Annotated in this window: 19 protein-coding genes; 8 read left to right on the top strand and 11 right to left on the bottom strand. The window is 68.1% G+C overall.

Features of this window, described 5'->3' with window-relative positions; genetic code table 11:
- Nucleotides 1-184: 184 nt before the first annotated feature.
- The 3 genes from ABD116_RS29055 to ABD116_RS29045 are packed head-to-tail and all read right to left on the bottom strand — an operon-like array spanning nt 185 to nt 2,939.
- Nucleotides 185-1,369, bottom strand: a complete 1,185-nt coding sequence (locus tag ABD116_RS29055) for an NAD(P)/FAD-dependent oxidoreductase (RefSeq protein ID WP_343977208.1) — start codon at nt 1,367-1,369, stop codon at nt 185-187.
- Nucleotides 1,366-1,893: an isoprenylcysteine carboxyl methyltransferase family protein gene (locus ABD116_RS29050; RefSeq protein ID WP_343977205.1), complete on the bottom strand. Its 528-nt coding sequence runs from the start codon at nt 1,891-1,893 to the stop codon at nt 1,366-1,368. Before ABD116_RS29050 ends, ABD116_RS29055 begins: the two co-directional genes overlap by 4 nt.
- Nucleotides 1,893-2,939 (bottom strand): type III polyketide synthase, encoded by a 1,047-nt coding sequence (locus ABD116_RS29045; protein ID WP_343977202.1) that lies wholly within the window; start codon nt 2,937-2,939, stop codon nt 1,893-1,895. The genes ABD116_RS29050 and ABD116_RS29045 overlap by 1 nt, the downstream gene beginning before the upstream one ends.
- Nucleotides 2,940-2,957: 18 nt before the next feature.
- On the opposite strand from ABD116_RS29045, the gene ABD116_RS29040 reads away from it, so the two are divergent.
- Nucleotides 2,958-3,773 carry a UbiA family prenyltransferase gene (locus tag ABD116_RS29040; RefSeq protein ID WP_343977199.1) on the top strand — a complete coding sequence of 272 codons (816 nt, stop codon included), beginning with the start codon at nt 2,958-2,960 and terminating at the stop codon, nt 3,771-3,773.
- A 47-nt stretch (nt 3,774-3,820) separates the two neighbouring features.
- Here the strand turns inward: ABD116_RS29040 and ABD116_RS29035 are convergent, their stop codons facing one another.
- Nucleotides 3,821-4,693, bottom strand: coding sequence for a LysR substrate-binding domain-containing protein (locus tag ABD116_RS29035; RefSeq protein ID WP_343977197.1), 873 nt, complete (start codon nt 4,691-4,693; stop codon nt 3,821-3,823).
- Between the two features lie 122 nt (nt 4,694-4,815).
- Between ABD116_RS29035 and ABD116_RS29030 the strand changes: the two genes are divergently transcribed.
- Nucleotides 4,816-6,333 (top strand): MFS transporter, encoded by a 1,518-nt coding sequence (locus ABD116_RS29030; protein ID WP_343977194.1) that lies wholly within the window; start codon nt 4,816-4,818, stop codon nt 6,331-6,333.
- Here the strand turns inward: ABD116_RS29030 and ABD116_RS29025 are convergent.
- Both ABD116_RS29025 and ABD116_RS29020 read right to left on the bottom strand, forming a co-directional pair.
- Complete coding sequence (locus ABD116_RS29025) at nt 6,327-7,055, bottom strand: SRPBCC family protein (RefSeq protein WP_343977191.1); 729 nt, start codon at nt 7,053-7,055, stop codon at nt 6,327-6,329. The two genes, ABD116_RS29030 and ABD116_RS29025, sit on opposite strands and share 7 nt — an antisense overlap.
- Nucleotides 7,056-7,139: 84 nt before the next feature.
- Nucleotides 7,140-8,648, bottom strand: coding sequence for a lysyl oxidase family protein (locus ABD116_RS29020; RefSeq protein WP_343977188.1), 1,509 nt, complete (start codon nt 8,646-8,648; stop codon nt 7,140-7,142).
- Between the two features lie 251 nt (nt 8,649-8,899).
- On the opposite strand from ABD116_RS29020, the gene ABD116_RS29015 reads away from it, so the two are divergent.
- Entirely contained in the window at nt 8,900-10,954 is a 2,055-nt protein-coding gene (locus ABD116_RS29015; protein ID WP_343977185.1) for a fibronectin type III domain-containing protein, read from the top strand.
- Nucleotides 10,955-11,111: 157 nt separating this feature from the next.
- Here ABD116_RS29015 and ABD116_RS29010 read toward each other — a convergent pair whose 3' ends face one another.
- Entirely contained in the window at nt 11,112-11,885 is a 774-nt protein-coding gene (locus tag ABD116_RS29010) for an SDR family NAD(P)-dependent oxidoreductase (RefSeq protein WP_343977183.1), read from the bottom strand.
- A gap of 193 nt (nt 11,886-12,078) precedes the next feature.
- On the opposite strand from ABD116_RS29010, the gene ABD116_RS29005 reads away from it, so the two are divergent.
- Entirely contained in the window at nt 12,079-14,301 is a 2,223-nt protein-coding gene (locus ABD116_RS29005; RefSeq protein ID WP_343977181.1) for a bifunctional SulP family inorganic anion transporter/carbonic anhydrase, read from the top strand.
- Here the strand turns inward: ABD116_RS29005 and ABD116_RS29000 are convergent.
- Both ABD116_RS29000 and ABD116_RS28995 read right to left on the bottom strand, forming a co-directional pair.
- Nucleotides 14,241-15,077, bottom strand: coding sequence for a phosphatase PAP2 family protein (locus tag ABD116_RS29000; protein ID WP_343977178.1), 837 nt, complete (start codon nt 15,075-15,077; stop codon nt 14,241-14,243). The genes ABD116_RS29005 and ABD116_RS29000 overlap by 61 nt on opposite strands.
- A 177-nt stretch (nt 15,078-15,254) precedes the next feature.
- Nucleotides 15,255-17,153, bottom strand: coding sequence for a S41 family peptidase (locus tag ABD116_RS28995; RefSeq protein WP_343977175.1), 1,899 nt, complete (start codon nt 17,151-17,153; stop codon nt 15,255-15,257).
- Between the two features lie 98 nt (nt 17,154-17,251).
- On the opposite strand from ABD116_RS28995, the gene ABD116_RS28990 reads away from it, so the two are divergent.
- The 3 genes from ABD116_RS28990 to ABD116_RS28980 are packed head-to-tail and all read left to right on the top strand — an operon-like array spanning nt 17,252 to nt 19,724.
- Nucleotides 17,252-18,418 carry a hypothetical protein gene (locus ABD116_RS28990; protein WP_343977172.1) on the top strand — a complete coding sequence of 389 codons (1,167 nt, stop codon included), beginning with the start codon at nt 17,252-17,254 and terminating at the stop codon, nt 18,416-18,418.
- Between the two features lie 29 nt (nt 18,419-18,447).
- The gene (locus ABD116_RS28985; protein WP_343977169.1) at nt 18,448-19,152 is read left to right on the top strand and encodes a M50 family metallopeptidase; all 705 of its coding nucleotides are present in this window, start codon (nt 18,448-18,450) and stop codon (nt 19,150-19,152) included.
- Nucleotides 19,153-19,184: 32 nt separating this feature from the next.
- Nucleotides 19,185-19,724 carry a hypothetical protein gene (locus tag ABD116_RS28980; protein WP_343977166.1) on the top strand — a complete coding sequence of 180 codons (540 nt, stop codon included), beginning with the start codon at nt 19,185-19,187 and terminating at the stop codon, nt 19,722-19,724.
- Here the strand turns inward: ABD116_RS28980 and ABD116_RS28975 are convergent.
- A complete protein-coding gene (locus ABD116_RS28975) occupies nt 19,721-20,752 on the bottom strand; it encodes an aldo/keto reductase (RefSeq protein ID WP_343977162.1) in 1,032 nt (343 codons plus the stop codon). The genes ABD116_RS28980 and ABD116_RS28975 overlap by 4 nt on opposite strands.
- Before the next feature lie 82 nt (nt 20,753-20,834).
- Between ABD116_RS28975 and ABD116_RS28970 the strand changes: the two genes are divergently transcribed.
- Nucleotides 20,835-21,335: a mycothiol transferase gene (locus ABD116_RS28970; RefSeq protein WP_343977159.1), complete on the top strand. Its 501-nt coding sequence runs from the start codon at nt 20,835-20,837 to the stop codon at nt 21,333-21,335.
- 24 nt (nt 21,336-21,359) lie between these two features.
- On the opposite strand, the gene ABD116_RS28965 is transcribed toward ABD116_RS28970, so the two are convergent.
- Nucleotides 21,360-22,439, bottom strand: coding sequence for a hypothetical protein (locus ABD116_RS28965; protein ID WP_343977157.1), 1,080 nt, complete (start codon nt 22,437-22,439; stop codon nt 21,360-21,362).
- Nucleotides 22,440-22,459 lie beyond the last annotated feature (20 nt).

The following is a 22,459-nucleotide window of genomic DNA, read 5'->3' as shown; positions in this document are numbered from 1 at the left end:
TTTAACTCAGAAACACCGAGAACTTGTCCCAGCCTTTCACCAGGAGGCTGGGGCCAGATCGTTCCAGCCTTTCACCAGGAGGCTGGAGCAACCCGAGCGAGCATTTCACCAGGATGCTCGGTCGCGTGTGGGCCCGGCGATTGTCTGAGCGATCGCCGGGCCAACGCGCGTTCTGGGGCAGGCGTTACGCGAGTTGGTTGACGATGGCACCGAAAACCTTCGGCAGTCGCGCCGCGGCCGGGACGATGCGGGGAGCCAGCAACGATCTGTTGCGGGCCCAGAGCAACGAACCCGTCAGGAACCGGCACTCCCAGGACACCCGCCGCCAGGCCGCGTCGTACGCCGCTGGGTCGTTCCGCTCGACGCACCGGACCAGTTCGGCACTGGTCCGCAGAGCCACGGCGATCCCCTCCCCGGTCAACGCGTCGACATACCCGGCCGCATCCCCAACCAACATCACCCGCCCGGCAACCCGCCCTCGGACCCGCTGGCGGAGCGGGCCGGCTCCCATGACGGAGGAGGCTTCGGAGGCACCCACCAGGCGGCGCTTCAAGGCGGGGAAGGCTTCCAGATGACTGTCGAAGGAGCCCCGCTCGGAGGTGAGGATGGCGACCCCCACGAGGTCGTCGGCCACCGGAGTCACGTAGGCCTCGCCGAGGCGAGACCAGTAGACCTCTACGAGGTCACACCAAGGCCGCACGCTGTAGTGCCGACGCAGCCCACGCCGCGGCTGCGCCGCGTCGCGGGCTGCGGAAAGGCGGGGCAGGGTCGGGAGCCTGGGCAGGTGGGGCAGGGCCCACGGTAGGCGGGGTGGGGCGATAGAGCCGGGCTCGCTGTCAGCGTCCTGCAGTCGGGCGTCGCCCGCCGCTGGGAACCGGGCTTGCTCGGCTGGACTCAGGCGCTGGCTGCTGCCAGCTCCTAGGCCGAGTTGGCGGCGGGTTGGGGAGTGGAGGCCGTCGGCGGCGGCTAGGTAGTGGGCGGTTAGGCCGGCGGCTGTTACCGAGTGCTGGTTTTGGGTGATGGTTGAGATCCGGGTGGGGATGACGGGGATGTTCAGGTCGGCCAGGCGGGTGGCCAGGGCGCGCTGGAGGGTTGTGCGGCGGACTCCGAGGCCTGGTCCCTGGCGGAAGCGGGCATCGACCACGTGCGACGAATCCAGGTAGCGGATGCCGTGGAACGGGCGGCCGTCCAGTTCCACGCCCAGCCGTCGAAGGTATCCGACAGCAGAAGAAGAGATGCCCTCGCCGCAGGCTTTGTCGATCGGCATCGAGCGAGGCTCCACGACGACGACGGAGAGGCCGGCCAGGGCGGCTCGGATGGCGGTGGCCGCGCCCGCCGGGCCGGCGCCGGCGACGAGGAGGTCGATCACTTCGTCAGCGCTGAGTCCAACGCTGCTTCCTCCGCGCGGATCCGGACCGTCAGCAGCGGGATGTTCAGCAGCAGGAACAAGACCGCCGTCACCCACGCCGTGTGCACCAGCGGCAGCGCGATCCCCTCCGCGACCACCGCCACGTAGTTAGGATGACGCAACCACTTATAGGGGCCAGCAGCAACCAACGAGAGCCCCGGTACGACGATCACGCGCGTGTTCCACTGATGTCCGAGCACCGAGATGCACCACCACCGCAACCCCTGCGCCAGCACCACGACAGCAAGCATCGTCCACCCGAGCGCCGGGATGAACGGCCGATCCGCCACGATCGCCTCGACCAGACACCCCGCCAGGAACCCAGTGTGCAGCACCACCATGAACGGGTAGTGCCCCTTGCCCGACTCCACCCCACCCTGCTTGAAGCTCCAAGCGGCATTGCGCAACGAGACGACCAGCTCGGCCACTCGCTCGAGCCCCACCACGAGCACCAGCGCGACGTACCACCACAACGACGAGTCCATCACCACTCCAGGAGTACGAGCTCGGAACAGAAGCCTGGGCCCATCGCGAGCAACACGCCCATACCCGAAGGATCCAGCCGGAGGGTGTCACCGAGCACGTGCAGTACCGACGACGACGACAAGTTGCCGACCGCGTCGAGCGATTTCCACGTCAGGTCGAGGGCCCCCGGCCGCAACGACAGCGTCTCCGCGACCGCCTCGAGCACCTTCGGCCCACCCGGGTGGCTCACCCAGGTACCGATCTCCGGAATCGTCAGCCCATGCGCGGCCAGAAAGGCAGTGACGTCACCACCGAGGTACTGCCGAACCACCTGCGGTACGTCGGCCCCGAGCACGATCCGAAACCCACCGGACCCGACGTCCCACCCCATCACCCGCTCCGAGTCCGGATAGAGCCGCGACCGCGTAGCCACCACAGATGGCCCGGCCGCAGCTGGATGCTCCGACCCAGTCAGCACCACTGCCGCTGCCCCGTCACCGAACAGAGCGCCGCCAACCAGGTTGGGCAGCGACGAGTCATCCCGCTGGAGCGTCAGGGAACACAGCTCCACCGACAGCAGTACTGCGACATGCCCCGGCCAGGCCTTGAGATAGTCATGCAGGCGCGCAACCCCAGCCGCTCCCCCGACGCACCCCAGCCCGAACAACGGCATCCGCTTCACGTCCTGCCGCAGCCCGAGCCGTACGGCGACCCGCGCGTCGATCGACGGCGCCGCGACCCCCGTCACGGTGGTGAACATCAGCACGTCGACGTCATCCACCGTCAGCCCGGCCGCCGCCAGTGCCCCCGACACCGCTTCGGCGCCCAGGTCGACCGCCACCGAGATCCACGCGTCGTTGGCCTCGCCGAAGTCCTTCAGCGCGGCGTACCGCTCCAACGGGAGCGCCAGATGGCGATGGGACACGCCGGCGTTGGCATGCAGCCGGCGGAGCAGACCGATCCCCTTGCCGTCCGGGAGACAGATCTCGGCGAACGCGTCGGTGAGCTCGTGTTGGGCGTATCGGTTGGGCGGCAACGCGGCCTGCACCGCGGCGATCCGCGTCATCGTGGCATCGTTGGGTCGGTGAGCGGGCTGAGAGTTCTCAAGGGGCTCGCGATGGCGAGCCATCCCGGCCCGACCGTTGCCGTCACCACCCTGGTCACCGTCGTCGCCTGGTCGGCAGGCAGGAACGCCTCCGGATGCCTCTTAGTCGCCGCAGCAATCCTCACCGGCCACCTCTCGATCGGCTGGAGCAATGACGCGATTGACGCACCCCGCGACACCAGTGTCCACCGGAACGACAAACCAATCGTGCTCGGACTGGTGAGTCGGCGGACCCTGTGGATCGGCGCGATCTCGATGGTAGTTGCCTGCGTCCCACTCTCGCTCGCCAGCGGCGTGCTGGCCGGCCTCGCACACCTGATCGGCGTGGGCGCCGCCTGGGGCTACAACCTCGGCCTGAAGTCGACCCGGATCTCCTGGCTCCCGTACGCCGTGGCCTTCGGTCTGCTCCCGTCGTTCGTCACCCTCGGTACCGCCGGCACCTGGGCCCCTTGGTGGGCCACCGCCGCCACCGCCCTCCTCGGCGTCGGCGCCCACCTCGCCAACGTAGTCCCCGACTTAGCCGACGACCTGGCCACCGGCGTAACCGGCTGGCCCCAACGCCTGGGCAAGCTAGCCCGGTACGCCGCGCCGCTCCCCCTCGCGATCGCCACAGCCCTCCTGGTCGTCGCCCCACCCGGTCCGTTGGGCGCAATCGGCTGGCTCACCCTGCTCGTGGTCGCCGCACTGCTCACCCTGATCGTCCTGTGGAAGAAGGCACCCTTTCTCCTGACCATCGGCGTAGCCGCGATCAGCATCCTCACCCTGGTCGCCCGCGGCGACGCCCTAATCCGCTAGCGCGAGCGCGGAGCGTAGCCCCTGGGGCGCGCACGGGATGGGCGCGCTCAGTCGGCTGGTTTGAGGGGGGCGTTGTTGCTGAGGATTGCGGAGGTCAGGGCCTCGGCGGGTTCCTTGGCTGCTCTTGGGTTGGTGATCAGCACCAGATCGATGGCCGGCAACTCTGGCAGTCCCGCACTGGGCGGCGGCTCGACCAGGTCAGCCGGCATCAAAGACCGCGCGAAGATGGCTATGCCTAGGCCGGCCCGGACCGCGGCGAGGACTCCGTTGACGCCTCGGACGATGCAGGTGATGCGGCAGGAGCGGCCGGCCTGCTCGAGGGTTTGGACGCCTAGGGAGCGGCTGAGGCTGGGGGCTTGGTAGGCGACCAGCGGGACCGGGCCGTCGGGGGCGATCCTGGTGCCGGCGATGCCGGCCCAGACGAGCGGGTCCCGCCGGACGACCCGGCCGTTCGGTTCGTAGCCGCCACCAAGGCTGTGCTTGACGTAGGCCAGATCCAGATGACCCGACTCGACCCGCCGCAGCAGATTGGGGCTCTGGGCAACGGTCAGTTCGAGATCGATCCGCGGATACAACTGCCGGAAGTCCCGCAGGATCCGCGGCAACGGCGTCAGCGCAAGGTCATCCGTCACCCCGAAGCGCAGCCGCCCACGCAACTCCGACCCGGTGAAGTACCCAGCAGCCTCTTCGTGCGCCGCCAGGATCGTCCGGGCAAAACCCGCCATCGCCTCCCCGTCAGCGGTCAGCGTGACGGTCCGCGTGTCGCGGACGAAAAGCGGCCGCCCGACCGCCCCCTCGAGTTTGCGGACGTGCTGGCTGACCGTCGGCTGGCGGATGCCCAGCCGTTCCGCGGCCTGGGTGAAGCTCAGCGACTGCGCGACCGCCAGGAACGTGCGCAACTGGTCCGGATCGTAGGTCACCAGAACCCCTCTCATTGCGGGACGCAATAAGACTAATAGGAGTAATTCGCTGTCAGAATCCACCCCCGGCCGGTGAGGATGGAGGAGACCTCCCCTGACACAAACTTCCGTAGGGATGACTCTTGACCACCCGGGCCACCGGTTCTGTCCACCCCGTCCCCGACTTCCACACCCATCGCAGCACCCCGATCGACCCGCACGCCGCGCTCAAACGGCCGGGCTTCCGCGACACCTTCAGTGCTCTGCAGGTCCGTAACTTCCGCCTCCTGGTGAGCGGATTGTTCGTCAGTTCGACCGGCGGCTGGGTCCAGCGGATCGCCCAGGACTGGCTGGTCCTGACACTGACCGGCAGTGCCACCGCGGTCGGCATCACCACCGCCCTGCAGTTCCTCCCGACCCTCCTGCTCGGCCTGTACGGCGGCGTGATCGCCGACCGTTTCCCCAAGCGCAAGGTCCTGCTCGTCACCCAGTCCACGATGGGCCTGGCCGCCGCGATCCTCGCCACCCTCGCGTTCACCGGCAGCGTCCAGGTCTGGCAGGTCTACTCGCTCGCTCTCTTCCTCGGCCTCGCGACCGCCGTCGACAACCCCACCCGGCAGTCCTTCGTCACCGAGCTCGTCGGCAAGCAGCGACTGCGCAACGCGATCAGCATGGTCTCGTCGACGTTCCAGCTCGGCAGCCTGATCGGCCCGGCGCTCGGCGGCGCGCTGCTCGGCACGGTCGGCACCGGCTGGGCCTTCGCACTCAACGCGATCACCTTCTTCGGCTCGATCACCGCGCTGACGATGATGCGCGAGAGCGAGATGCCCGGCCTGCAGGCTGCCCGTAAGGCCGGCGCCGGGATCAAGATCCGCGATGGGCTGAAGGACGGCGTGAAGTACGCGTTCCACGAGCCGGCCGTGCGCTGGGCGATCGCGCTGGTCGGCGTCTACGGCATGTTCACGATCAGCCTGCCGGTCACGTTGACCGCCTTCGCGGATCGCGTCTTCCACACCGGCGCCACCGGGTACGGCGTACTGAACTCCGTCGTTGCGGTCGGCTCACTCGCGGGGGCGTTGCTCTCGGCAAGGAGAGTGCGCCCGACCCGGCTGCGCAACCTCGTCGCGATCGCCTCGATCCTCGCGGTGACCGAGATGGTGGCCGCGATCCAGCCGTCGCTGTGGACGTTCCTCCCGCTGCTCGCCGCGCTCGGCATGGCGACGCTGATGTTCCTCACCGCCGCCCAGTCGATGGTCCAGCTCACCACTCCCGACGGACTCCGCGGCCGGGTCGCCGGGATCTACAACCTGGTCTTCATCGGCGGCGGCGCGATCGGCGGACCGACCGTCGGCTGGATCGCCCAGCATTGGGGTGCCCGCTTCGGGCTGCTGCTGGCCGGGATGATCCCGGCCGTGGCGACGATCGCGATCGGGATCAAGCTCGCCCGGACCGGCCGGTTCCGCGTGGTCGTGGTCCGCTCGGACACCCGCTCACCGTGGCTGCAGCCGCCGCGACTCGGGCTGACGCAGACCGAGGTACGGGTCGAACGGCCGGCGGCACCGCGGATCGAGCGGCCACGCACGATCGCCCGGCGGCATCACCAGCGCGACGTCAATCACCCGCACCCCCGGCGTACCAGGAAGAAGCCCTTGCACTACTGAGTCAGGTAGAACTCGGTCAGCCAGGATTGCCAAGCGTCCTCGAGGCGCTTGGCGTCCTGGCCAGGTCCGTAGTAATGGTGGCCGAGGGCAACGGGCATGCCGAGCAGGCTGCGGTTGTGGAAGCGGAGCAGCGCGTACTCCGTGGTGATGCCGAAATGGCTCGGCCCGTCGTAGTCGACCTCGCCGACCACCACACCCAGCCCGTAGACATCCAGCTCGACCTTCGTGCCGACCTCACCGCCGACCGCCTCGCGCAGTTTCTGCCAGGCCTCCGCGGTCCCAGACCATGCGGGGCCCTCGGCAACCACATAGGTAGCAGGCGCGCCATGGAAGCCGGACACATACAGCTGCAGCGTGTGGAAGTACAGGTCCCAGCCGCGCGCGGTCGCCTCGTACTCCGCCTCCCAGTCGTCCCCGAGAAAACCGGTCTGGACGAAGCGCAGGATCGACGAGCCGTCGTCCTGCTCCTCGATCAGGTACTCGAAGGCACTCGTCTCGGTCTGAATGGCGTAGCCGAGACCAGGCTCCCAGCGCAGCACGACGCCGTCGGCGGACAGTCCGTTCTCGTCCGGCGCCGGGTCCATCGGCGCGAACCACGCGGTCAGGCCGGGCTCCGTCGCGATCGCGTCCCACACCTCGGCGGGGGTCGCGTCCAGCGGGATCTCCGCCTCGATCCGGCGTTCCTCGGTCATCGTCGCTCCAGGGGTGTCGGCTACTGCCATTCCACCACCCGTACCCAGAACCCGGGCAACGCAAAGGCGGCCCTCCCCCAGGAAGGGCCGCCCATGCATTCAGCAACTAACGGATCACGGAACGTCGATCAGACCGACCGGCGGAACCTTGACCGTGCGGTGGTGCGCGGTGCCGCCCAGGATCACCTTGCGGAGGGCGACGTTGTTCGTGGTGCTCGACTCGATCAGCCGCTTCTCCGGGTTGGCCTGCACCTGGATGTAGTACGTGCCGTTCGCCAGGCCGGTGATGTCGAAGGACTGGCCGGGACGGAACTGCTCGTAGGTGTCGCCGGACCCGACGTCCAGCACCTCGCGGACCGACAGCGATCCGTGGTTGCCGCACGCGGTGTGCAGGTCGGTGTTGGACGGGTGCCAGTTGGCGTTCTTCACCGTGTAGTCGATGGCGTCGGTCGCGGCCAGGCAGAAGGCTTCCTTCTGGCTGCGGACGACCTCGGTCTGCTTTGCGCTCAGCAGGCTGTAGCGGGCGAAGTCGGTGAAGTGCCAGTGGGTGTGGCCTTCCCGCGGGTCCCACTCCATCGTGCCCGTGTTCTGGTACCCGACCTCCTTGCCGTTCGCGTCGTAGAAGTACTGGTACGCGTCCATCAGGTCCTTGCCCTGCTGCCGGAAACCGTCCAGCACCAGCGGCGACGGACCCGCGTTCCACACAGTTGCCGAGAACGCCAGGTAGTCCTTGTCGGCCTCCGGCGTGCCTTCCTCGCCGGTGGTGACCTGGATTCCCCAGGCCGGCACCGACCGCAGGTCCGGCTTCGGACCGGCCGGAACCGACGCCTTGCCGACCGGCCGCTGCGCGTGCGGCTTGGCCTGGATCTTGGCCGGCTTCGGCGCGACACCGGTCTTGGTGAGCGCCTTCGCCTGCGCCTTCGCGAAGGCCTGCTTGCAGCCCTCAGCGACCCCGTGGCCGCAGTCCTCGACGTTCTTGACCGTCACCTTCAGCGTCACGGCCGAGTCGTACGCGCCGATCTTGAAGAAGTCCTTGTACACCTTGTTGACGGTCAGTTTCGCGGTGTACTTGCCCTCCGGCAGGTCGACGTTCTCGTCGTTGCCGTAGTAGCTCGTGGTGTTCGACGACCAGCCGGCCTGCAGACCCCAGACCGCGCCGAGCGTGAACGGATTCGCGCTGCAGCCCTCCGGGTACGGCGAGGTGGCCGGCGCGTCCGGCCGGGTCCGCGAGCCTTCGCCGTTCAGGCAGAAGGTGCGGTCCTTGTCGTAGACCTTCTTGCCGGTGGCATCGGTGATGGTCAGGTGCAGGAACTTGGCCAGGCCGCCGAAGTCCGTCACCGAGCCGGCCGGCAGTGCCTTGGGTTTGCCGTTGACGATCTGCACGCCGACGACCGGGTCCTTGTACGACTTGCGCGTCGCCCGGACCTCGATCGGGTTCTTGCCCGCCACCAGGTGGGTGCCGAGGTCGAGCACGATGCCACCCCCTTCGGGATAGCGGTCGAGCGTCACGTCGGTACTGCCCGCCACCAGCTTCAGCTGCGGCTGGGCCGCCGCCTGCCGGCTCGAGGTCGCTGCTCCCGCGGCCCCCGCCGCGAGCGCGACGAGTGTCGCCGCTCCGGTCACGGCCACCGCCGTACGACCGAACTTCCGTGAAATGTTGATGATCAATCCCCTCCCGTTCGGGCAGACCCGCCTCACACGGGTCATCGATCCCTTACGTGAATAGAGACCCCCAGCCCCCTGCCAAGGTTGATCTCAGTTGGATGGCAATCGTGTTACAGCACTTACTCACGGTTATTGAGGCTTGTTACTTGACCTAGTAAATTAACCGGTCCTAGGCTCGGCGCACGTTCCGCCCACAACGGAGGACTCCTATGTCTGTACGCCGTATTGGCATTACTCTGCTGGCCGCCGTCGCCCTGGTGTCGGCAGCGGCCTGGATCGCGCCCGCGAGTGCCACCGTCCCGATCGAGGTGCCGACCGCCAAGGCGCCGGTACCAGCGAAGTACCCGCAGATCGCCGCGAAGCCCTACCTGGGCTGGAGCAGCTGGAGCCTGCAGTCCACCAACTACCCCGGCGTGAACCCCGACGGCCCGGGCAGCTTCATCAACGAGAAGAACATCCTCACCCAGGCCAACGCGCTGGCCACCAAGCTGAAGCCCTACGGCTACGAGTACATCAACGTCGACGCCGGCTGGCAGGGCGGCGGTGACGAGTACGGCCGGCCGATCGCGAACCCGGCCCGCTTCCCCCGCGGCATGAAGGCGGTCGGCGACGACATCCACAAGCTCGGGCTGAAGTTCGGCATCTACACGGTCGTCGGCCTCGGCTTCGACGTCTACCGCGAGGGCAACACCCCGATCTTCGACGCGCCCGGCTGCTTCACCCGCGACATCGTCTACCCGGATCTGCGCACGACGAACGGCTGGGACCAGGCGTACAAGATCAACTACGCCAGCCCGTGCGCGCAGAAGTACGCGGACTCGATCGCCAGGACCTTCGCGAGCTGGGGCGTCGACTTCATCAAGATGGACGGCGTCGGCCCCGGCTCCTGGAAGGGCTCGCCGGACGACCCGAACCACAACAACACCGAGGACGTCGAGTCCTGGTGGCGCGCGGTCCAGAACGCCGGCCGCCCGATGCAGTACACGCTGTCGTGGTCACTGAGCCACCGGTACGCCGAGACCTGGAAGGCGAACTCGAACGGCTGGCGGATCGACACCGACGTCGAGTGCTACTGCGACACGATCGTCCGCTGGACCGGCTCCGTCGTCCAGCGCTGGTGGGACGTCGCGCAGTGGGTCGACGACGCCGGACCGGGGCACTGGAACAACCTCGACGCGCTGAACGTCGGCGTCGGCGCGATGGACGGCATCAGCGAGACCGAGCGCCAGTCGTACATGACGTTCTGGGCGATCAACTCGGCGCCGCTGTTCGCCGGCGACGACCTGACCAAGCTCGACGCGTACGGGCTCAAGCTGCTCACCAACCGCGAGGTGATCGCGATCGACCAGGCCGGCGTCCCGGCCCGGCCGCTGAACCAGGACCAGCTGCGGCAGACCTGGTTCGCCAAGAACACCGACGGGTCCGTCACCGTCGGGCTGTTCAACCTGGGCGAGGAGCCCGCCACGGTGACCGGGAAGTTCGACGAGCTCGGGATCACCGGCAAGGCGCGGGTGCGGGACGTCTGGGCGGCGCAGAACACGAACAACGTGAGCGGCCAGGTCAGCGCGGTGCTGCCGGCGCACGGGTCGAAGCTGTACAAGATCTTCCCGAACAGCCTCGGCTCGGTCAGCAAGCCGGCCAACGTCAAGGCGACCGATGTCAGCCGGACCACGGTCTCGCTGGCGTGGCAGCCGAGCACCGGCGCCAAGTCGTACAAGGTCTTCGCCAACGGCAAGCAGGTGGCGACCAGCACTGGGCCGAGTGTTGTGGTGACCGGCTTGCTGCCGCAGACGCAGTACAAGTTCGAGGTGAAGGGTGTCAACGGCAACAAGTCGTCCGAGGCGAGCGCTCCGGTCACGATGTTCACTTCGAAGTCGGGTGGGCCGGTCCGCTACGAGGCTGAGGCCGCCAACAGCACCCTCACCGGCAACGCCAGCGCCAACGGCTGCACACTCTGCTCCGGCGGCAAGAAGATCGGCAACATCGGCTACGACGCCTCGGTGACCCTCAACGACATCACCGTGCCCACCACCGGCACCTACCTGGTGAAGATCGCCTACACCGACGGCGACACCAGCCGCCAGAGCATGCTGACGATCAACAACGCCGACACCTACTGGGTCAACTACCACGGCCTGGGCGACAACGACTGGGGCACACCCCAGGTCGTCTACCTCCCGATCAAACTCACCGCAGGCACCAACTCCATCAAGGTCTCCAACCCGTCCGGCTACATCGCCGACATCGACTGGATCGCCGTCTGACCCAAAGCCGTGCGAGGGGGACGGACCACCTGCCCGGGGCCCGTCCCCTTCTCACGCCCCCTGCGCACCTGAGGCCACTCCGCACACTCGAACCTGGCGGCGCTCTGTGCTTTCCCCGCTCTTGAACCGGTCGAGGTGACGCGAAGCGTCATGGGGCCTAGATGACGGAGGCGACGCCGCCATCCATGGGGATGACGGCGCCGGTGATGTAGCTGGCTCTGGGTGAGGCCAGGAAGACTGCTAGGTCGGCTACCTCGGCCGGCTCCGCCGCCCGGCCGAGCGGGATGTCGGCGACCATCTCGGCGAGTAGTTCTTCCTTCGGGCGGCCGGTGGAGCGGACTGCCGCTTCGAGGCCTTCGTCGACGCGGCCGGTGCGGGTCATGCCGGGGTTGATCACGTTCACCCGTACGCCGCGATCGGCGTACGCCTTCGCATAGCCGACCGACGCGAGCATCAGCGCCGCGTTGGCCGCCCCACCGCCGATGTGCAGCGGGTTCGCCGCGCGACCACCCTGCCCGACGATGTTCACGATCGCCCCCGTCCCCCGCTCAGCCATCCCACGCACGACCGCCTCGGTCGCGTGCATGTACGTGAAGTACTTGGCCTCCATGGCCGCATGCAACGCCTTGCTGTCCAACTCTGCCACCGGCGTACGCCGTGCCGCCCCCGCACAGTTGATCAGAATGTCCGGAATCCCGATCCGCGAGAACACCTCCGCCGAAGCCTCCGGATCCGTCAGATCCACGGCCTCGACATCGAACCCCAGCCCCTTCTCCGCCAGCACCTTCTGAGCTGTCGCGAGGTTGCCCGGATCCCGCGAGATCCCGACCACCTGCACCCCCTCCCGGGCCAGCGCCTCGACACAGGCCAGCCCGATCCCCTTGCTGGCTCCCGTGACCACCGCGATCTTCCCGGACAGTTGCAGATCCACTCGTCGTCCTCCCAGGACCTCGTGCTGCGCGTTTGTGTGCCGATCGCGAGCCTAGCTCCCACTAACGGAGCCCCAGGCAACGAATTCGAATTACTGCTCGTCTGCCCTTGATCGCCCGGCTACTATGAGTGCTCAGATCGACACTCTTTGTTTCGACGTTCTGTTGCTGTCAGCACCCAACGCCGGAGGACCCGTGCCGACCATCTCACCCAACCACTCACCGCCTCCGTCCGAGGCTGCGCCCGAGCGCAGCTCGTGGAGGTCCATCGTCCGACATGACGTACCGGCCTCGCTGGTCGTCTTCCTGATCGCGATCCCTTTGTCACTGGGGATCGCAGCCGCTTCCGGGGCCCCGCTGATCGCCGGGCTCGTCGCCGCCGTCGTCGGTGGCATCGTCGCCGGCGCGCTCGGCGGCTCCCCCTTGCAGGTCAGCGGTCCCGCGGCCGGTCTCACGGTCGTCGTGGCCGGGCTGGCCACGCAGTTCGGCTGGGCCGCCACCGCGGCGATCACCTGCGCGGCCGGCCTGCTCCAGATCCTGCTGGGCGTCACCCGCATCGGCAGGCTCGCGCTCTCCCTGTCCCCCGCCGTGGTGCACGGCATGCTGGCCGGTATCGGCATCACCATCGCCGTCCAGCAGCTGCACGTGGTGCTCGGCGGGCAGGCCCAGAGCTCCCTGATCGCCAACGTGGCAGGGCTTCCCGCGCAGTTGCTGGCGCACCATGCCGGCTCCGTGCTGATCGGCATCCTGACCGTGGCGATCCTGCTCGTCTGGCCGAAGATCCCCAAGGCCAGGATGGTCCCCGCGCCGCTGGTCGCGGTGGTCACCGCCACCGCGGCGGCCGCCGTCTTCATGGTCAACGTCACCCGCGTCAACCTGCCGGACGCGCCACTGAAGGAACTCATCCCACCCGCGCTGCCCGGTGGCGGCCCGCTCGAGATCGCGACGGCCATCCTGACCGTCGCCCTCGTCGCCAGCGTCGAGTCCCTGCTCTCGGCCGTTGCCGTGGACAAGCTTCACCGCGGCAAGCGCAGCAACCTCGATCGCGAACTGATCGGCCAAGGCGCCGCCAACGCGATCTCCGGTGCCCTGGGCGGGATGCCCGTCACCGGCGTGATCGTGCGCAGCTCCACCAACGTGGCCGCCGGTGCCCGCACCCGGGCATCAGCGATCCTGCACGGCGTCTGGATCGCGGTCTTCGTGCTCGCAGCGGGCGCGATGCTCGAGCTGATCCCGATGGCCGCCCTGGCCGGCGTGCTCCTCGTCACCGGCCTGCGGTTGGTCCAGCTGGCCCACATCCGCACCCTCCGCAGACACGACGAACTTCTCGTGTACGTCGTGACAGCGGCAGGCGTCGCCACCCTCGGACTGGCCGAGGGCGTGCTCGCCGGGCTCATCCTCGCGCTCGGCCGGGTGCTCTATCGGTTGGCCAGGGCAACGGTCACCACGGCCGAGGAGGACGGCGTGTGGATCGTCCGGATCCGCGGCACGCTGGTCTTCCTCGGGGTGGCGTCGCTGGTCCGGACACTGCGCACCATCCCGGTCGGCGCGCCCGTCCGGGTGGATCTCCAGGTCGATCACCTGGACCACGCGGCGTACGAGGCGATCGAGGACTGGCGACGCGGGCACATCGCGCGCGGCGGTTCGGTCGTCCTCAACCGGGCGGCGTTCCGGGCCGCGATGCGTGGCGACACGGGCCGCCGGCTCATCCCCTGGCAGCCACAACGCCAGTTGGTGGCCGAGGTCGACCAGCGGGCCGCGATGCTCGACGGGATCCTCGAGTTCGAGGCGTCCGCCGATCCGATCCGGCCGATGATGGCGCGGCTCGCGGCCGACGGCCAGCAGCCGACGCAGCTGTTCATCACCTGTGCCGACTCGCGGATCGTGCCGAACATGATCACGACGACCGGACCGGGCGACCAGTTCTGCGTTCGCAATGTCGGCAACCTCGTCCCGCCGTACGGGTCGAACAGCAACTCCGTCGACGCGGCGGTCGAGTACGCGGTCGACATCCTCGGCGTCGCGCAGATCGTGGTCTGCGGTCACTCGCACTGCGGTGCGGCCGCGGCGGCGCTGGATGCCTCGACCGACAACGGTTCCGCGTTGCACACCTGGCTGAAGCATCTGGAGGTGTCGGTACGCCGGTCCGCCGCGCTGCCCGACATCGTCGACCCGGTGACCGGCATCAAACTGTCACCGGCCGACAAGTTGTCCGTCACCAACGTGGCGGTCCAGCTGGAGAACCTGCGCAGCTTCGCCTGCGTCCGCAAGGCCGAGGAGGCCGGCCGGCTCGAACTCGTCGGCCTGTACTTCGACATCGGCGCGGCCGCCGCCCGGCTGGTCGTCGAACGCGAGCCCTACCTGGTCCGCGCCGACGAGGAACTGGCCACCACGGCGAGACCGCCGGCCGACAACTGAGACAGGTCGGCGGGTGTGCTGTCCCGGCGCACCCGCCGGCTGTCGAAGATCAGCACCAACGGGACCGCCAGCGCGAGCGCGACGAGCCCGTCGAGCCAGTAGTGGTTGGCCGTCACGACGACCACCGCGAAGGTGATCACCGGATGCGCGATCCACAACCACCGCCACCGCGACTTCGTGGCACGAATCAGGAACACGGCGACCATGAACGCCCACCCGACGTGCAGGCTCGGCATCGCCGCGAACTGGTTGGCCAGCCCGCTCTCGGCATCGGCGCTGTAGACCGACTGGCCGAGTAGTTGCGCGGTGTCGACCAGCCCGTACTGCGGGAACATCCGCGGCGGCGCGAGCGGGAAGACCAGGTGCCCGATCAGGGCCAGACCGGTCAGCGATGCGAGAGCCCACCGTGCTTTCGCGTACTCCGCCGGCCGGCGGATCAGCAGCCAGATCAGCACCGCGGCCGTCAGCGGGAAGTGGACCATCGCGTAGTACCGGTTGGCCGTTCGCGCCAGGTCGGGGATCTGCAAGGCGACGTGCTGGACCTGCGCCTCGGTCGGCAGGCCGAGCCAGGCCTGGAAGTGCCGCACCTCGTCCGCGTGGATGAAGGCCGAGCCGGCGTGATGCGCCGAGATCAGCCGGCCGAGGTTGTAGATGCCGAAGAGCACCGCCAGCAGGGCGATCTCGCGGACGACACGCTTCAGCTTCGCGTGGTGCTCGGCGGGCGGGGACAGCGACGGCAGGTCCTCCAGTGGTCGACTCAGAGTCACCTGCGCCATGTCGCCCTCCCCAGAAACCGAACGCTCGTTCTCTACCGTCCAGCCTGCGCCCGCGAGCCCGTGGAGATCAAGAACGGTCATTCGTTTTAGCTTGTGATCTGACTTACATCTTCGAAATTATCGCAATCTGCTGATAGTTGCGAAGAATATGAAGGAGATCACACCGGCACTGCCCTTTCAGACCACCGAGCGGCGGGAAGCGGTCAGGGTGCTGGCTGAGTAGCCGTCGGCGCGGAGGAGTTGGCCGGGAGTGACGTCGACGATGTCGATGCTGATGGGGTCGCCGGCCAGGTCTTCGGAGCTGATCGGGCGGTCGTCGAGGTAGAGGTCGACGCGGTCGAGACCGTCCACGCCCAGCTCGACGGTCAGCGTCGTGCCGGTGAGCTTGGTGGTGACGTCGAGGCGGCGGTTGGGCATCGCCGCGAGGAGGGCACCGGCCGCGTCGAGCAGGTCGACGTTGCCTTCGAGGAGGTCTCGCCGGGTCATCTGGTGGGTCGAATCAGGCCGTACGCCGAGGTCTTCGACCGGCGTGCCGGCCAGGTCGCCGACGCGGAGGGTGCGGCGGATCGCGACGCGGAGGTTGGCGCCGTTGGGCAACGCGACGTACGGCGAGGTCTCGTCGGGTGGCGGCGGCTCATTGAGCAAGGTGGCGAGCAGGCCGTGGGTCCAGACGTTCGCACCACCGGCGCCGGTGTTCTCGTCGACGCCGAGGATCCGGCCGATCTGGTGATCCGCGAATCCGGCGGTGAAGATGTCTGTCGCCGAGTACACGCGGGCGTCGGTGATGAGTACGACCGGGCCGTAGTAGGTCTGGCCGATCGCGTTCGCGCCGTCCTCGGGGGTGATCGGCTTCGCAGCGGAGTACGCGGCGCCGGTCTCGGTGGCGAGGTCGAGCGAGTCGAACCAGGGACCGAGGTCGATGCCGGCCGGGTTGTCCTTGTGGCGACGGCAGATGCGCAGGTTGAGCGGCGTACTGATGAACTGCACGGGCTCGGGCGAGATGTGCCGGGGCGTCAACGTCTGCAGGGTGAACTCGCTCGCATAGATGTGCCCGCCGCCGTTGTCGCGGACGTCGACGATCAGGCCGTTCTGCGGCAGTGCGGCGGCAAGCCGGACGAACTCGTCGCGGAAGGCGATCGGGTCGGTGACGCTGAAGGTGAAGATCCGCAGGTGGCCGAAGGTGCCGCTCGCGGTGACCACCTCGCGGGCGCGGAACACACCGGGCATCGTCGTCGGCAGGTCGTCGCCACCGACTGCTTTGGGGTTCTTGAGCTCGGCCGAGCTCTGGCCGCGTTCCAGGTCGACGACCTCACGGACATACAGGGCCTTCTTGGCTCGCGACTTCTCGTCCGAGTCCAGGTCGAGGCCCATGGAGGCCGAGGCTGGAGTGAGCGCGTCGAGGTCGGTCATCGGCGGCAGGTTGGTCGTCACCTTCCATTGCTCGCGCAGTTCCTGGGAGGAGCCGTCGAGGCCGACATAGGTCAAGGTCACCCAGTCCTCGTCGGGCGGCGACTGGATCACCAATGGGCGCAGCGTCAGGGATTCCAGTCCGCGGGCGAGGTTCGCGGCGTCGTTGCTGCCGGCGAACTGGGCTCCGTTGAGGGCGACGGCGCGAGCGATCGGCGTACCGTTCCAGTGCGTCACCTCGGCGCCGGCCCCGAACTGCGGCGCGGTGTAGCCGGTGACGGTCCGGGTGATCAGGTACTGCTCGCCGCCCGCCTCGTCGACGCACTTCTCGATCATGAACGGCAGGAACGCGATCTTGCCCGCGAACGGCGCCGGCAGCAGGTAGTTGGTGTGCAGGTCCCGGACCGAGTGGAAGATGCTCGACATCTGCCGATGGAACAGCCACTCGGCCTCCATCGTCTCGGCGGTCTGCCGCTCCATCCGTGCGCGCATCACCCGCAGCCGTTGCAGCGGATTGACCGCGTGCATCGCGACCTTGAGCTGCAGATGCACATAGTTCTGCTCGAGCAACAACAACGACTGATCGACGAGCAACTTCCGCTGATCGAGCGTCAGCGTCCCCGCCGAGTCGAGAAACTGCGACAACGGTACGACGGCAGCAGCCTTCATCATCTCCCCCTTGCCCTCACCGTCCTGCGCGACCGGATCGCTGTCAACGCCTCGTTGTCCAGATGGCCAACGGCGCGCGGCTCGACCACCATCGGGTGATGAGGATCAGACGTTTGTTGCTGGCCATCGCGGTGGTGACGGGCGTCTGTACGGCGCCGGCCGGGGCTGCCGCTTCGTTTCCGAGGATCGACGCGAGCGGGATGCAGCTCGTCGCGGGCGACACGTTCGCGACGTACGGCGGGCGGATCGCGGCGTTGGAGCAGAAGCCGTCGCTCGCGCCGGTCGGCGTCAGCGAAGTACTGGCTGCCTCCAACCGGACCGGGCGGAACCTGTGTCATCCGACGTACCTGACCGCGTCGCTCAATCCGCAAGGGTTCTGCTGGCAGGACGGCGAGGACGATGACGAGAACGTCTGGATCCCGCAGGGTGTCACCGGGTCTGGCGACGCGCAGCCCGGCGGTGGAGCGCGGAGGGTGGTCGCCGCGACCTGGCACAACGGCAACGACAGCGCGATCCGGGTGTCGTTCCTGGACCTGGCGACCAACAAGTACCGGCAGGTGTTGCTCGTCGAGCCGACCAGCAACGGCAACTTCGCCGCGATCGCCGGTCATGGGCACGGTATGTATTGGTCGGGCAACACCCTCGTCGTCGCCACGGGCGGATCGGTACTGCGAACCTTCGACCTGCGGCACATCTGGCGCACCGACACCAGCACCGGCGAGGTCGGATTAGGTGCCGACGGCAAGTACCACGCACTGTGGCATGCGTTCGCGCTGCCGCAGACGGGCGCCTACTGGTACGCCGGTGGCGGGTGTGCCAACACGACCGGCATCAAACCGTGCTTCGCGAGTCTCGGGCTCGACCACACCGGATCCTTCGTGGCGGCCGAGCACACTGAGCGCGGCGGCGGGCGAATCGTCCGGTGGCCGGTCGACCTCGCGACTGGGCTCCCGCCGGTGAATGCGGCTGGCGTAGTACCGGCTGTCGAGGCGTTCAACTCGCCGGTGTGGGGAATGCAGGGCGCGGTCTCGTACGGCGGGAAGTTCGTGATCACCGGGGTCTGTCCGGAGTACGCCGACAACATCGGCGACGGCGTCGACTACCCGAGCTGCCTCCACCGTGGCACCGCCGGAGTCTCCACTACGGTCTGGACCAAAGCGCCCAAGAACACCGAGAACCTCTCCTACTGGCCGGCCACCAACGAACTCTGGCTGCTCAGCGAACAGCTGCGGGAGCGGGTGACCGTCCACATCCCCTGGAGCTGACCTCACCGGGTGCCTGCAAGGATGGGGTGATGGGCGAGGTTTGGGACAACATCACGAGCACCCAGCCGGGTGCTTCGGGCACGGTCGTGATCGTGACCGGCATCGTCGCGTTGCTGCTGATCGCCTGGCGGCCGGTCTGGCGGCAGGCGCGGCAGGTGGTGACGATCGCGCACGAGGGCGCGCACGGGTTGATCGCGTTGCTCGTCGGGCGGCAGCTGGCCGGGATCCGGTTGCACTCGGATACGTCCGGCGTCACCGTCTCGCGCGGCAAGCCGGATGGTGTCGGGATGATCGCCGTGTTGCTGGTCGGGTATCCGGGGCCGGCGCTGTTCGGGATCGCGGCGGCTTTCGTGCTGAAGCAGGGGTATGCCGTGGCGTTGCTGTGGGGACTCCTCGCGACGCTGCTTCTGCTGTTGCTGCAGATCCGCAACCTGTTCGGGCTCTGGTCGGTGCTGGCGTTCGGTGCGATCGTGTTCGGTGTGTCGTGGTGGGGCTCGGAGCAGGTGCAGTCCGGGTTCGCGCACTTGCTGACCTGGTTCCTCTTGCTTGCGGCGCCGCGCGCGGTGCTGGAGTTGCAGCGGTCGCGGCGGCATGGCGGCGGGCGGAGCTCGGACGCTGATCAGTTGCGGCGGCTTACCGGCGTACCGGCGATTCTGTGGGTCGGGTTCTTCGGCATTCTCACTCTTGCTTGCCTCGCGCTCGGGGTGGCCTGGTCCGGAATCCTGCCGAGCTGATGAGCGGGCCGCGGTCCTTCGATCCTGTCGTGGTGGGAAACCGCGAGACGGATGCCTGGGTCGCGTACTACCGGCACGACTGGATCAAGTTCCTGCGGAGCTCGGTCGGGATGGTCGCGGCGGGGTTCGGGATGAGTCGGGCGCGGACGCTTGCCGGCGCTTGGTACGTGCTCAAGGCCAACCAGCTCTGGGCGCCCTTCCCGGACAACCAGCCGGATGGGGCGCGGGCGTATATGCGTCGCTTCTACGAATTGGTGGCCGACTCGGAGCACTTCGATCCGGCCGAGGCGGCGCGGCTCGAGGTCGAGTGGTGGCGGATCCATCGGGCGCATCAGCACGACTCCTCGGTGACCCGCGTGCAACTCGAAGACGCGCTGGTGGAGCTCTATTCCTATGTCTACAAAGCCGACAAGGAAGCGGTACGGCCGGCTGCGGCGCATCGCGTCGACGCGATGGACTACTCGGACCGCTGGGTCGCGGCAGGCTGCAAGCTCGACGACCGGTTGCTGGTCGAAGAGCGGCGCGCGCTCGTTGCGTCGTACGCCGCTCTTCGAATCGCAGTCGAGGATTAGGCGCGGCCGCCGGTGATTGGGCGGTCGCGTTGGTCGACGCCTGGACCGCCGTACGGGTAGTCGGCCGCGCCCGGGTCGCTCGCCTCGTCGAGGCGCTGGGTCTCCTCGGGGGTGAGGTGCAGACCGGCCGCGGCGAGGTTGTCGTCGAGTTGCTTCATGGTGCGGGCGCCGAGGATGACCGAGGTGATCGCCGGCCGATCCACCAGCCACGCCAGCGCGACCTGCGCCATCGAGACACCCCGCGCCTCCGCGATCGCGCGGACCGCCTCGACCACATCCCGTACGCGCTGGTTCTTGCTCCGCCGGAACCAGGACTCGACACCGCGGTTCGGATCGTCGCCCAGCCGCGTGTCGCCCGTCGGCTCCTCGTCGAAGGAGTACTTGCCGGTCAGCCAGCCACCACCGAGCGGCGACCAGGGCAGCAGCCCGAGACCGTTCTCCTGCGCGGCCGGGATGATCTCCCACTCGATCTCCCGCACCAGCAGGTTGTACTGCGGCTGCAGCGTGACCAGTGGCGACCACCCGCGCCGGTCGATCAGGTCGCACGCCTTCTGCAACTGCCAGCCGGTGAAGTTCGACAGGCCGCCGTACAGGATCTTCCCGGCCCGTACTGCGTCCTCCAGGAAGCTCAGGCTCTCCTGCAGCGGCGTGATCGGGTCCCAGGCATGGAGCTGGTACAGGTCGACGTGATCGACACCGAGCCGGGTCAGCGACGCGTCGAGCGCCTGCCGCAGGTGCCGCCGCGACGTACCGAGATCGTTCGGCCCGTCGCCCATCGGGAAGCGTCCCTTGGTCGCGAGTACGACGTCGTCGCGCGCGCCGGACTTGGCCAGCCAGTGCCCGATGATGTTCTCCGAGGCGCCGGCCGTGTACACGTCGGCGGTGTCGACGAAGTTGCCGCCGGCCTCGACGTACCGGTCGAGCTGCTCGTGCGCGCCGTCCTCGTCGGTCTCGTTGCCGAACGTCATCGTGCCCAGCGCGTACGTCGACACGACCGTGCCGCTGCTGCCCAGAGTGCGGTATTCCACGACTGCTCCTCGCTCGAGAACCAATGTCCTGACCAGACTAGACTCCCCGTGACGAAGGACAGCGCTTGATGGAAGGCAGCTGATGAACACCAGTGAACTGTTGCTCGACGCCTTCGGCCGGATCCAGGAGGTCGTGCACGAAGCCGTCGAAGGGCTCGACGACCTGACGCTCGGGACGCGACCCGAGGAGACCGGCAACTCGATGGGGTGGCTGGTCTGGCATCTGACCCGGATCCAGGACGATCACCTCGCGGACGCGGGCGGGTACGAGCAGACCTACACGGCTGATGGCTGGCACGATCGGCTCGGCCTTCCGTTCGACGCGGCCGACACCGGCTACGGGCACTCGGCAGAAGACGTCGCCGCGGTCAAGCTGTCGGGCGAGCAGTTGCTCGGGTACTACGACGCCGTACACGCCCGCAGCCTCGAGTATCTGAAGACGCTGACCGCCGACGACCTCGACCGGATCGTCGACAAGCGCTGGAACCCGCCGGTGACGCTCGGGGTCCGCCTGATCAGCGTCTTGTCCGACGACCTCCAGCACGCCGGCCAAGCGGCTTACGTCCGCGGCCTGATCAGCTGAAGCCGGCAGCTCCGGTCAGGGCGCTCAGTTGAGGGTGGTCTTCCAGAGGGATGCCGGCTTGTCGGCAGGACCAGCGAGCAGGTAGAGGGTCTTGCCGACCAGCGCGGCGTCTTTCACCACGCCCTCGGGACCGGTCGACTCCTGCACCGTCCAGGTGCCGTCGTGCCCGCTGACCACCTTCACCTTGTTGCCCTCGGCAATGAGCTGGTAGGTCCGCCCGTCGGCGACCACCGGCGGCGGCAGCTTGTCCTTGTCGCCGACCGGGATCGCCGGCACGTTCGCCAGCCGCTTGCCCCGGTCACCGTCGAGCTGCCAGATCGCGAGCTTGCCGTCGACGAATCCGGAGATCGTGCAGGCCGTCGCGCTGGTACAGGTCGCCGTGTTGCCCTGACTGCGATCGCCCAGCTCCGGGAGCTCGATCCGGCTCCACCCTTCGTTGACCTTCGCCGAACGCCAGACCGCGGTCTCCTGCTTGACCTTCGAATCCAACCGGACCTGTGATCCGACCAGCAGAATCCCGTCGCCGGCCGCGGTGCCGTAGCTCGGGCTCAGCAGCAGCGTCTTCACGCTCTCCAACGGAGTCTTCGCCGACGACTGCCGCACCCACTTGCTCGTCCCCTGCGGCAACCAGATGGCACCATCGAGCCCGGTGTTCGCACTTCCCCACGTACCAGCGAGCGCTTCACCTGCCGGCGTGATGATCGCCGAGTACAGCCCGCCAGCGTTCTGCCCGCCGAACGTGTTGAACTCCTGCGGGTACTCCGTCAGCGTCTTCCCCGACCCCGTCCACACCGTCCACCGCGTGTTGGAGTGCGCCCCACCCGAAGCCCCGCCGAGCGCCAGCAGCCGCTTCCCGTCATACGCAACGGATTGCCAGGTCGCGAGGAGCGCGTACGGACTCTTGGCCTCGACCTTGATCTCCTGCCGGCTCCCATCCGCCTGCTGGAGCAGCAACCTCGGCACAACCTTCGCACTGCGATCCCGCAGCCCGATGAGCAACTCGTCGCCATGCCCAGTCAGGACCACAGGCTCAGCCGGCAACTCGACCTGCGTCCACCCCACCGCCTGCGGGGGCGACGCACCCTTGTCCTCCGAACACCCCACGACAAGAACTGAGAGTGCAC

This window comes from Kribbella koreensis, from assembly GCF_039525325.1.
In the GTDB taxonomy this organism is placed as follows: domain Bacteria; phylum Actinomycetota; class Actinomycetes; order Propionibacteriales; family Kribbellaceae; genus Kribbella; species Kribbella koreensis.
This window is presented reverse-complemented; position numbering and strand designations above follow the sequence as displayed.

Coding starts and splice junctions, on each gene's coding strand:
- ABD116_RS28985 (WP_343977169.1), top strand. CDS start 18,448: ATGGGCGAGGTTTGGGACAACATCACGAGCACCCAGCCGGGTGCTTCG.
- ABD116_RS29025 (WP_343977191.1), bottom strand. CDS start 7,055: ATGGCAGTAGCCGACACCCCTGGAGCGACGATGACCGAGGAACGCCGG.
- ABD116_RS29050 (WP_343977205.1), bottom strand. CDS start 1,893: ATGGACTCGTCGTTGTGGTGGTACGTCGCGCTGGTGCTCGTGGTGGGG.
- ABD116_RS28990 (WP_343977172.1), top strand. CDS start 17,252: ATGAGGATCAGACGTTTGTTGCTGGCCATCGCGGTGGTGACGGGCGTC.
- ABD116_RS28995 (WP_343977175.1), bottom strand. CDS start 17,153: ATGAAGGCTGCTGCCGTCGTACCGTTGTCGCAGTTTCTCGACTCGGCG.
- ABD116_RS29015 (WP_343977185.1), top strand. CDS start 8,900: ATGTCTGTACGCCGTATTGGCATTACTCTGCTGGCCGCCGTCGCCCTG.
- ABD116_RS29000 (WP_343977178.1), bottom strand. CDS start 15,077: ATGGCGCAGGTGACTCTGAGTCGACCACTGGAGGACCTGCCGTCGCTG.
- ABD116_RS29045 (WP_343977202.1), bottom strand. CDS start 2,939: ATGACGCGGATCGCCGCGGTGCAGGCCGCGTTGCCGCCCAACCGATAC.
- ABD116_RS28970 (WP_343977159.1), top strand. CDS start 20,835: ATGAACACCAGTGAACTGTTGCTCGACGCCTTCGGCCGGATCCAGGAG.